The organism is Lacticaseibacillus manihotivorans DSM 13343 = JCM 12514 (assembly GCF_001435035.1).
Lineage (GTDB): Bacteria > Bacillota > Bacilli > Lactobacillales > Lactobacillaceae > Lacticaseibacillus > Lacticaseibacillus manihotivorans.
Genome location: NZ_AZEU01000073.1, coordinates 6,114 through 17,074 on the forward strand (window position 1 = coordinate 6,114; position 10,961 = coordinate 17,074).

General features: G+C 48.3%; 7 protein-coding genes. 5 read left to right on the top strand and 2 right to left on the bottom strand.

Translation table 11 applies throughout. The features are described 5' to 3' along the window. Nucleotides 1-163 precede the first annotated feature (163 nt). Nucleotides 164-1,738, top strand: a complete 1,575-nt coding sequence (locus tag FD01_RS04080; protein WP_054717548.1) for a helix-turn-helix domain-containing protein — start codon at nucleotides 164-166, stop codon at nucleotides 1,736-1,738. Between the two features lie 55 nt (nucleotides 1,739-1,793). On the opposite strand, the gene FD01_RS04085 is transcribed toward FD01_RS04080, so the two are convergent. Further along, on the bottom strand, nucleotides 1,794-4,562 hold the full coding sequence (locus FD01_RS04085) for a cation-translocating P-type ATPase (RefSeq protein WP_056962750.1): 2,769 nt from the start codon (nucleotides 4,560-4,562) through the stop codon (nucleotides 1,794-1,796). A gap of 178 nt (nucleotides 4,563-4,740) precedes the next feature. Between FD01_RS04085 and FD01_RS04090 the strand changes: the two genes are divergently transcribed. Together FD01_RS04090 and FD01_RS04095 are read left to right on the top strand one after the other, a co-directional pair. Further along, nucleotides 4,741-5,376, top strand: coding sequence for a L,D-transpeptidase (locus FD01_RS04090; protein WP_082611680.1), 636 nt, complete (start codon nucleotides 4,741-4,743; stop codon nucleotides 5,374-5,376). Nucleotides 5,377-5,648: 272 nt separating this feature from the next. After that, on the top strand, nucleotides 5,649-7,496 hold the full coding sequence (locus FD01_RS04095) for a sensor domain-containing diguanylate cyclase (RefSeq protein WP_056962751.1): 1,848 nt from the start codon (nucleotides 5,649-5,651) through the stop codon (nucleotides 7,494-7,496). A 185-nt stretch (nucleotides 7,497-7,681) separates the two neighbouring features. On the opposite strand, the gene FD01_RS04100 is transcribed toward FD01_RS04095, so the two are convergent. Next, nucleotides 7,682-8,662, bottom strand: a complete 981-nt coding sequence (locus tag FD01_RS04100) for an NAD(P)-dependent oxidoreductase (protein WP_054717562.1) — start codon at nucleotides 8,660-8,662, stop codon at nucleotides 7,682-7,684. 141 nt (nucleotides 8,663-8,803) lie between these two features. On the opposite strand from FD01_RS04100, the gene FD01_RS04105 reads away from it, so the two are divergent. After that, nucleotides 8,804-9,466 (top strand): EAL domain-containing protein, encoded by a 663-nt coding sequence (locus FD01_RS04105; protein ID WP_056962753.1) that lies wholly within the window; start codon nucleotides 8,804-8,806, stop codon nucleotides 9,464-9,466. A 20-nt stretch (nucleotides 9,467-9,486) separates the two neighbouring features. Beyond that, a complete protein-coding gene (locus FD01_RS04110; protein ID WP_056962755.1) occupies nucleotides 9,487-10,848 on the top strand; it encodes a PTS transporter subunit EIIC in 1,362 nt (453 codons plus the stop codon). The last annotated feature ends 113 nt before the right edge of the window (nucleotides 10,849-10,961 follow it).

Consider the following 10,961-nt stretch of genomic DNA (forward strand, 5'->3'; position numbering starts at 1 on the left):
GAGTTAGACCACTGGCACCAGATGGCTGCATGAAACACTAGCGTTGCCGGGCAGCGTGAGTCTCTGGCAAACGAAACAAATTATTTTTATATATCCTGACCGATGTGGCGTCTAGTCACCAATATAATAAAGGAGATGATAACTTTGGAAGGAGGTGTGACCCATGCCTATGATGCAAAAACAAAGTGGGGACTTGTTTTTATCCTCATCTGCACTGGATCGACTCAACTTATTTACCACGATTCGCCAATTGCGACTCGCCCAAATGTCGGTGGAAGAACGCCTCGCCGCTGAAAAAGACGGCGTCGCCTTTGTCACTGAAGTCAACTTGCGGCAAGTCGCACACGCCACTGGTCGCAACTACGGTAGCATCTACAACATTTACAACGATTTATTAGGCGTGTTGCAACGCATCGTTGGCGACCCGCATGCCGATTTGACCACGCTATTTAATCTGTCTGATGCGCGTTTGCGTTATGAAATGATCACGCAAACTAGCCCTTATCAATTTATGCAAGCGGCGCTGTCCAACCATCACATGCGTTTTGATGATTTTGTCGCGCCGATGCATCTTTCGCGGATGACCGTGATGCGGCATTTGCATCCGTTGCGCGATTTAGCCCAGGTGTTTGGGGTCAAAATGATCCCAGAACACCTCAACTTTGTCGGCGATGAAGCGCATTTGCGCCTGTTTTTCACCACGATGTTTTGGCAGGCGACTGCAGGCGTCGCTTGGCCGTTTAAAAATATTACCCGTACCACGGCCAAACAAGTGGTCCATCGGGTTTATCAAACGCTTGATTGTGAGATCCCTAACGCGACTGCTGAAGAAATTTCGATGTATTATTTGGCCATCAGCTTGCAACGCATGAAGTCTGGCCACATTTTGACTTATGATCGGGCGAAAGTGGTGTTGGATTATCCGCTACCGAGTTTGGATCTGGCTTTAGGTCATGGCCATGTGCGCGATTTTGAATTACCGCCGATGACCCGTTTGCAAGTGATGGGAGAAGCCAGCTTCGCCTTTTTCCTGATGCATTTGCAACCGAACTTTATGGTGTCTGACGACGCGCAAATGCAGGTGTACATTGAACGCTTCAGACGGTATGCCCCAGATGTATACCAATTGACCAAAGGCTTTGTGTCGGCCTTTCCGGCTTGGGAGCGCCCATTGACGCCGGCGGAAAAACAATTGATGCAAGCCAACTTGTTAGCGGTGAGCGCATCAGTATTGACGTTAGGCGTCGATTTCAATCAGTTAGTGGCTTACACGTTCCATGATGAGTTAGAGGCACATGTGAAAGATCCACATTATTCCCGCATCATTCGTCAAACCTTGACACAAGTGGTGTTATCGCAACACTTGGAGAATTTTATCGATGTGATCGATTTGCTCAGTGACAATTTTGAACAAAACCTGCGCCTGTTCAAAGCCAGTTTTCGGCCGCAACAGCCAGTGAAGGTGTTGTTGACCTTAGATCAAAGCGGATTGGCCGATATTGATTTGGTGGCGATGTTAAAACAACAAGCGATTGTCGAGCTACTCGCGCCAACCGTTGATCCGCAAAGTGCTGACTTGGTGATCCAAGCCGCTGCTTTAGAAGCCAAAACCCAACCGAATGTGTTCAACTGGCCGGAACACCCAACTGCCGAGCGCTTCGGTGAGTTGTATGCCGTGTTAATGAGCTTATGGCAAGATAAACAAGTGGTGAGTACCCCTAACCGCAAACGCGCCTAAAAAAAGTAACCCTTGAGTCGACCGAATGACCAACTCAAGGGTTACTTTTTGTGAATTACTTAGCCGCCATGTTGTGGCGCGTCCAAGCTTTGCGGGCTTCTTCGATCAAGAATACCGGAATTGGAATGATCGCCAAGAAGATCCAGTCACTAGCTTGTAAAACCGTGGTGTTGAACAGTCCTTGGAAGAATGGCACCACCGTTAAGACAATCAGCAACAACACTTCAAAAATGATCCCATACCAAATCCGTTTGTTGGAGAAAATGCCAGCTTTGATGACCGAGGCAAATTGTGTCCGGCAGTTCAAGGCATTGGCGATTTGGAAGAAGACGATCGCACCTAAGACCATCGTCGTTGCCCGGGCATAGCCATTGCCATTTGAGAACAAGGCGACTTGTGGCCAGCCGTTTTGCCAGTTGACAAAGAAGTAGGCGAAAGTCGAAATTGCACTGGCCAATAAGCCGTACCACGCGAAGGCTTTCATCACCACATGCTTATTCATCAAGTGAGCGGTGCGCTTGCGTGGTGGCTGGTTCATGATGCCGGGTTCAGCTTGTTCAGCGCCTAATCCTAATGCTGGCAACATGTCTGTGCCTAAATCAACCGTTAAGATCTGCATGACGGTCATCGGCAGTGGAATCAAGCCGCGAGAAAACAGGAACAAGACACTTGGGATCGCTTCTGGGACATTTGACGTCAAGATATAAGTTAAGAACTTTTGCAAGTTGGCGTAAACGGTGCGGCCTTCTTCAATCGCGGCGACGATCGATGCAAAGTTATCATCCGTTAAGATCATATCCGCAGCATCTTTGGCCACATCCGTCCCGGTGACACCCATGGCCACCCCGATATCAGCTTTCTTCAACGCTGGGGCATCATTGACCCCATCACCAGTGGAGGCGACGATTTCACCATTTTCTTGCAACGTGGAGACGATTTTGTACTTTTGTTCCGGCGCGACCCGAGCGAAAATGATTTCCCCACGCAAGGCTTCTTGTAATTCCGGTTCGCTCATGGCGTCGAGTTCGGTCCCAGTGACCACGCGCGCTTTGTCTGAGGTCAAGCCGATTTTCACGGCGATGGACTTAGCAGTCAATGTGGAATCACCGGTGACCATGATGATTTTAATGTTGGCAGCGTGGCACTTCGCCACGGCGTCAAAGATTTCTGGACGCGGCGGGTCAGCCATGACCGTCAAGCCGACAAAGGTCAATTGATTTTCGGTGTTTTCAATCGTTAAGGCATCCAATTGACTTTGCAAATCTTTTTGCAAGGGGATTTCACGATAAGCGATGGCTAAACTCCGCAAGCCCATCGCGGCATATTTGGTGTTGGCGGCGTTGATTTTTTCCCGGTCGTCATCGGTGATCGGCCGCACCACGCCGTTGACTTGTACCGTGGTACATTGTGGCAACAAGTCCGACAAGCTGCCTTTGACACAAGCGGACAAGGTGTGGTCATCATGTTGATGCACGGTGCCCATGCGTTTGCGATCGGAATCAAAAGGAAATTCTTTCAAGCGTGGCGTCGCTTTTTCGGCGTGGTCGATATCAAACTTGGCTTTTTGGGCCATGATCACAAGGGCAGCTTCCGTTGGCGTGCCTAAAATCTTTGGCTTGCCATCGGCCATTTGCACTGTGGTGTCGTTGTTTAACGCCGCCACACGTAACAATTTGTCTAAGTCAGGATCTTTTTGGTAGTCGACAGTTTGACCATCGAGTTGGATCTCACCATTGTTGACGTAGCCTTGGCCGGTGACGTCATAATGATGCGCTAACGTCCAAATGTGGTTGACCGTCATCTGGTTTTGCGTCAACGTCCCAGTTTTATCTGAGCAGATCACCGTGGTTTCGCCTAAGGTTTCCACTGAGTTGAGGTCTTTGACTAAGGCATGTTTCTTGGCCATGCGCTGAACCCCATGGGCTAACGATAGTGTCACCGTTGGCAGTAAACCTTCTGGAATAAAGGCGACGATCATCCCTAAGGCAAAGATAAAGGATTTAGCGATCGGATAATGCACAAAGAAAATCGCGGCGACGAAGAACGCTAAGCCGATGGCAATGGCGATCATTGAGATCTGCTTGGTCAAACGGTCGAGTTCTTTTTGCAAAGGGGATAAGACTTTGGTTTGTTGTTGGGTGAGACTGGCGATTTTCCCAAATTCGGTGTGCATCCCAGTCGCATAACAAACTGCTAACCCAGTCCCTGCGCCTACTGTGGTGCCGGCGTAAACCAAGTTACTCTCGGCAAATTCACCTTCGCCAGCATCATAGCGGATGTATTTAGATTCAGGCACGGATTCGCCAGTCAACGCGCTTTGATCGACTTGCATTGAAGTGGCTTCAAGTAAGCGCGCGTCGACTGGTACGGCATTGCCGGCTTGCAACGTGAACACATCACCTGGCACCAAGTCGACGGCATTGATCTGTTGGCGCTTGCCGTCGCGATAGACTTGCGTATACGTCGGCAACATCGCCATCAAGGAATCAGTGGCTTTTTTTGCTTGGTGTTCTTGCCAAAATGAGAAACACCCATTGATCACATTCACCAGCCAAATGGCGATCCCCAGCTCCAAGGTCCCGCCTAAAATCGCGATGGCGCCAGAAACCCACAGTAAAATGGCCATTAAACTGATAAAGTTTTTCAAGAAAACTTTTAATTGCGATGATTCAGCGGCCTTGGTGATCGAGTTTTGGCCGTATTGCGCCAGGCGCTTGGTGGCTTCCGTTTGGCTCAACCCCGCTTTGGTCGTATGTAACTGATCTAAAACTGCATCAGGTTGGCTTTGGGCGTAAGTCGCGCGTGAATTTTCAGTTGCCTTCATGATCCCACACTCCTTTTACAACATATATGCATAGTTTAACGCAATCAGCTCGGCGCAACCATTTTGTAACATTCGCTTTTTGGCATATCAGCATCTTAATTGCGAATCATGATGATTTCAGTTGCAGAAAACGGATGCATTGAGTACAGTAAAGAAAAAGAGGTGAGCGGGTTTGCGCATGAAGTGGCAGTATTTTAAATGGTTCGTGCCGGCGGTCTTTGTGATTTTGATCGCCTTATTCGGCGCCCGCAAATTGGTTTTGAACGCCCAAACTGCCGCCGCGACTCAACACCTCCAACAAGTTGAAGCCAAAGCGCGCGCTGTGAAAAAGGCCAAAGTGAAAACTAAAAAAGTGACTACCGTCAAAAAAAACCTTGACATCAACTGGCGCAAACCATCTGAAAATAAACCTTATCCCGATGTCGCCAAGCATCCCAATTTGGAATTTGTCGTCAGCCTGGCCAAACAGCGCGTGTACCTGAAGGCTGATGGGAAAACCTTGTACACCATGTACGCATCGACTGGCATTGACAACACCACGCCGACTGGACATTACGCGATTCAAGCCGAACGCGGGACGCACTTTTTCAATGGCCGAGAAATGATGGGGGCCAATTACTACACCAGCTGGTTGGACCACGGTAAATACTTATTCCATTCGGTACCGACTGACGCCAAAGGTAATTACATTGAGGCTGAAGCGGATAAACTTGGAAAAGAGCCAGGCTCTCATGGTTGTGTGCGCTTGAGTGTACCAGATGCCCAATGGATCTTCACGCATGCCAAAGTGGGGATGGCAGTGATCGTCAGTTAAGCGATGAGAGGCTGAGACATAAAGCGGTCTTAGCCCATAATACAAGCGCCTCTACATCACGATTTGCTCTTTAATCGCGGTGTAGAGGCGCTTGTATTTCTGGGCGTTGCTTTATGGAACGCGACTATGCTGAAATTCGGAATGATGTCTCGCTTTCTTTTTACGTGATAATTTTGCATCACGCATGATTTTTGACTATCACAATGCATTTTGCCTACCCGAACAATATTAAATGGCCTATAATAAACGTAATATTGCTTGGGAGAACACGTATGTTTGAAGAATTTTTCGCTGATGTGCCATTACTGCTGGTGCGTTTGCTGACCTTGAGTTTTTTTAGTATCGGTTTTATTCAGTATTTCCAGCGGGTTTACAGCCAAGTTTTTGAGCAACACCAACACCGCCGCACTTATTTAATGGGATTAGCCATCGCGGCCGGTTTATTTGTACACTTTGTGGTGATGATCCAACCCGAGAGCCAAAATATCATTATCTACCATAATTTGGCTTTATTTATGCTGGTGACACCGCTGTTATTTGAAGGCTTCAATCACGTTGAAGTGGCGGCACAAGCCATTGCGATCGCTTTGTTGTGGTGGTCGCATCATCAAAGCAACTTTTTGGCGCCGATCACCTTGATGGCCATGGTGGCTTTTGGCGCTTTGCTTTGGGTGATGCATCGCCATGGGGAATTATTTTTGACCAATTGGGCCGTTGGCGTCCCCACTGCTTTTGGGTATGGGGCCTTGTTTTGGTTGAGCACGCCGCGAGTTTCCGCCAATATGCCGATGACTTGGGCGTTGCGCGTTGAAAATGTGCTGTTGTTTGGCTTGATGTTAGCTTTTGTTTTAGGCTATTGGGGCCGGCAATCGCAAATTGAAGCTGCTAATCGACGCTTACAAGAATTGGCCTATCACGATCAAGACGCTGACACGCGCTATGCGGCACAGCAAAAAGAGCTCACTGAATTAGTCAAGCAAGCGCAAAGTTTGCACAAGCCCCTGACATTTGTGACGTTTGATTTAGATCATTTTCGTCAAATCAATGATCAATATGGGCATTTAGCTGGCAACGCCGTGTTGATCCAAGTGGAGCAGCGCTTGACCAAAGTCCTGCAAGACAGTGGCATCGACCATCGCGTTTATGCCACGACTGGCGAAGAACTCAATTTGGTCTTCCCAAACGCGACGCCTGATGTCGTCAAAACCTTGATCGAGACTTGTTGGCAAGCAGTGCGTAAAGGCGATTTTGAGTTTGAAGGGCACGGCATTGCTTTAACCATGTCTGGTGGCGTCACGGCTTTGCAACCAAGCGATGAAGATACCAATGATCTGTACAAACGTGCCGACGATAGCTTGTCTATTTCCAAGCGCGCAGGCCGTGATATCGTGACTGTCGATGGTAAGCGCGCCTCTGGCAATGATAAAGTGGTCAGACACGTGGATGATTACCGCTTCTTTGCCCAAGGCGTGTATGAAATCAATGCGTCTGGTCATATTCGACGCTCCAATGAATTGTTACTGCGTACTTATGACCCGTTGCAAAAACGTTGGATCTTACCGGATACCTTTGAATTACCAGCTTGGATGCAAATTTCTCTGATCCAAGAATTTATGCAGCGCACTGGCGCCACCACTATGAATATCAACTTAACCGCTAATCAATTCAACGATTTGGACTTTGCCACGGCGATGACGCAGTTTGTTGAAAGTAGCGTGGGCCCAGCTCATTTAAATGTTGAAATCACGCATCTCAGCGATTCTGCCACCACGCGGCGGATCAGTGCCTTATATCGAGCCGCTGGCGTGAAGTTAATGATCGATGATGTCGGCTCTGACAATAGCTTTGAATTGGTTCAAGAAGTGCTGGGCTATGTGAATAACGTTAAATTTGCGATGCAAAACTTACGCAAACAAACCAGTGCTGAACAATTGAAGCAACGGGCCGCTTTTTGGGTGAAAGTCGCGCAAGCTCATCATTTGACCTTCGTGCTTGAAGGGGTGGAAAATGAAGCTGACCTTGAATTAGCTCGCGAACTTGGCGTTTTGTATGTGCAAGGCTATTACTTTGGCAAACCTAGCTTAGAAGTTCCAGATGAAACGATCCCAGTCACGTTTTAAATCAAACGAGACCAAGACATCATTAAAGGCAACAAAATAAACCCGACAATTACAAGATTGTACGAGCCATAAAGCAACGCATTTGCGTAGAAGGCGCCTGCCAAGCAAATCCTAAGTTCGGGATTTACTCGTCAGGCGCCTTCTACTCTATGCTAAGTTCGCTTTATGTCTCAGCCACGTTTGATTTAAGTCAGTTCGGTGGCGACTGGCTGCCCAGCATCAAAAGCGACCAAGCTGTCCAAAGCTTGTTCAACCATGTTGCGCACAGCGACATCGGTATAATAGGCGATATGTGGGGACAATAAGACATTTGGCATACTGAGCAGTTCTTCCCACAATGGGTCGTTGAAGTCATGATCTTCTGCCAGTTGCAACAAGTCGTCTGCTTCATGTTCAAACGTATCGATCGCGACCCCACCGAGTTTGCCAGAACGCAAATGATGCAGCAGTGCCTTGGTATCTAACACATTCGGCCGGGCGGTGTTGATGATCAAGGCCCCGGGTTTCATCAAGCGAAACGCTTCATCATTGAGTAAATGATGATTGCTTGGATCGCCGGGAATATGCAAGGTGATGATATCGCTTTGCGCGAGTAATTGCGGCAAAGGGACTGGGGTGTAGGCTAAGCTGGGATCTTTAGGCAAATGCGCATCTGTGATCAATACCCGCGCCCCAAACCCGTTTAAAATTTTGATCACCGCTTGGCCGATATGTCCAGTTCCGATCACGCCCACAGTGCAAGCCCCTAGTTCGCGGCCCATAAAGGTTTTTGCCAAGCGGTAGTCATGATCATGCAAAGCGGTTTGCACGGGACCGTTTTGCCGCAATAATGCTAACATGCTCATAATGGCAAACTCAGCGATCGCACTAGGGGAATAAGCCGGCACATAGCTGACGCGCACATGATGTTCTCGTGCCGCAGCTAAATCGACATTTTCGAAGCCAGCGTTACGCAATGCTAAATAGGGGACGGGTAGCTTTTTGAATAACTCAGCGGGGTAAGGAACGGTTTGAAAGCATGTGACGGCATCCGCGTCAGCCGCGAGTTGGCAAGTGTCGACATTGAGGTAATCCCCATATAAGTCGACTTGGTTTTCGGTGCGCGCCGCCCAAGCTTGAAAGTAAGGGACTTCATCGCCGCGCACGCCAAAAGCTGAAATATGCATCAGGCACCTCCGTTCATTTGATGGATTTTTCCGAAATTCCTGAACCTTAAGTGTAGCTGATGAAAACGGTTTAATCAATTTTTCTTTTAACGCCCTTTATGATTTCGTTATGATATGATAAGGGGAAAAGGGGGGAGTGCCATGATCCGATTTTGGGGCCAACCAAAGTATGCGCAAGATGAACGGTTCGCTTATGAATTGTTTTTGCGTGAAAAAATCGCGGATCAATGGACTTTCCCGCAAAATTTTGGCCGCTTTAACGCTGAAGATATTGCCATCTTACTGGCCCAAACCGTCAAAGCCGTCAGCAAAGAAACGCAAATGCTGTCGATCAATTTGGATCAACCAGAGTTTGCTCGTGCTGATTATTTGGAAACGTTGCCGCAATTACAAGCCCAACTGCCAGATATGCAATTATGCGTGGAGTTGACCGAGCGCCCTTATGGCGTGGCGCAAGCGGCCTTGGTTTCAGCGGCGCGGACCTATCAAGAAGCAGGCTTGTGGGTGTGCATCGATGATGTGGGCACAGGCGACAACCAATTGTCATTGGTGCAAGCCTTGTCGCCTTATGTGCAAGAATATAAATTTGCCTTGCAAAATTTTCACGACAAAAAAGACTTCATCACGCTGGTGTCGCCATTATTACAATTTTGGCGCGAACAAGCCCAGTTAGCTGGTGTCTTTTTTGCCATTGAAGGCTTTGAGAACAAAGTCGATTTAAAAATTGCCCAAAATTATCAGCCTGATATTATGCAAGGCTATTACTTTGGCCGACCGCAACTGATCGATGTGAATGCGGTGTAATCAGGCGTGGAGGTGTGAACATGACCACTTCAATTCGACAAAAAGTCACTAAGGTCGGCACGGTGTTGACCGATATGGTGATGCCCAATATTGCCGCGTTTATCGCATGTGGCTTATTAGCGGCAGTGTGCGCCCCACATGGCTGGTGGCCAAACGCTGAGATTTATCGCGTGGTGTCATTGAGCCAGGCTTATTTGATCCCGATGTTGTTAGCTTTTACTGGTGGCAGTAATGTTGGCGGGCATCGCGGAGGGGTAGTGGCTGCCATCACCGCGATGGGGGTCATTGCCACGGCGCAATCAGCCGCGATTTTAGGGGCCATGATCGCTGGACCACTAGCTGGTTGGGCAGTCAATACAGTCGATGATTGGTTAAGGCCGCATGTCAAACAAGGGTTTGAAATGTTAGTCAACAATTTTTCAGCAGGGATCTTAGGCATCCTGTTGGCCTTGGTCAGTTATTATGGGTTAGCACCAGTTGTAGATGCTGGGGCGAACTTGTTGGCCAGTGGGGTGGCAAGCTTGATCTGTTGGCATTTGTTGCCACTGGCGAACTTGATCATTGAACCGGCAAAAGTGCTGTTTTTGAACAATGCGTTGAATCATGGCATTTTGACGCCTTTGGGCACGCAAGCTGCCGATCAAGTCGGCCGATCCATTTTGTTTTTGGTGGAAACCAATCCGGGACCTGGGCTTGGCATTTTGTTGGCGTTTCACTACTTTGGCCATGGCCATTCGCAAAAGTCTGCCGGCAATGCGGCGATCATCGAATTTTTCGGTGGGATTCATGAAATCTATTTCCCATATGTTTTAAGTCAGCCAGCCTTGATCTTAGCGGCGAGCGCTGGTGGGGTCACGGGGACATTCACCTTTTCAACGTTAGGTGCCGGATTGACCTCGGTGGCTTCTCCTGGTTCAATCATTTCGATTTTATTATTGACGCCACAAGGTATTGGCAATTTCTTAGCGGTATTGGCTGGCGTTGGGTTAGCTGCGGTGGTGTCGTTTGGTGTGGCCAGCGTCGTGTTACTGAGAAGCCATCAACCGCAAAGCGAAGTGAATGCCACCCAACATATTCAACATGCGATCCGCAAAATTATTATCACGGGTACGCAAGGCATAGGCACGCCGCAAATGGCGGTGGCGATTTTACAAGCGAAGTTAAAGCCGCTTAATGACATCACGGTGAGCGTCGTCGCTGAACCGATTTCAGCTTTGACTCCAGATCAAAACGCGTTGTTTATCGCGCGTGAGGATTTGGTGTCCATGGTTCACGATCAAGTGCCAGGTGAGATCAGGATTTTAGGGGTGACCAATTATTTGAAATCCCCAGTTTATGATCAAGTGCTGGCGATGTTGCAGGCTCAAAATCAAGCCAAATAAAATCAAAAATCGAGCCTGTCATCATGACGACAGGCTCGATTTTTGGTTTAATATTTTGGTCTTTGATTTACAATTTAAGTGCAAGATGATAAGTGCAAGAAAAAGGACTCATA

Bases quoted from the DNA above. Each gene is read 5' to 3' on its own strand.
- FD01_RS04080 (WP_054717548.1), top strand. From the start codon at position 164: ATGCCTATGATGCAAAAACAAAGTGGGGACTTGTTTTTATCCTCATCT.
- FD01_RS04085 (WP_056962750.1), bottom strand. From the start codon at position 4,562: ATGAAGGCAACTGAAAATTCACGCGCGACTTACGCCCAAAGCCAACCT.
- FD01_RS04090 (WP_082611680.1), top strand. From the start codon at position 4,741: ATGAAGTGGCAGTATTTTAAATGGTTCGTGCCGGCGGTCTTTGTGATT.
- FD01_RS04095 (WP_056962751.1), top strand. From the start codon at position 5,649: ATGTTTGAAGAATTTTTCGCTGATGTGCCATTACTGCTGGTGCGTTTG.
- FD01_RS04100 (WP_054717562.1), bottom strand. From the start codon at position 8,662: ATGCATATTTCAGCTTTTGGCGTGCGCGGCGATGAAGTCCCTTACTTT.
- FD01_RS04105 (WP_056962753.1), top strand. From the start codon at position 8,804: ATGATCCGATTTTGGGGCCAACCAAAGTATGCGCAAGATGAACGGTTC.
- FD01_RS04110 (WP_056962755.1), top strand. From the start codon at position 9,487: ATGACCACTTCAATTCGACAAAAAGTCACTAAGGTCGGCACGGTGTTG.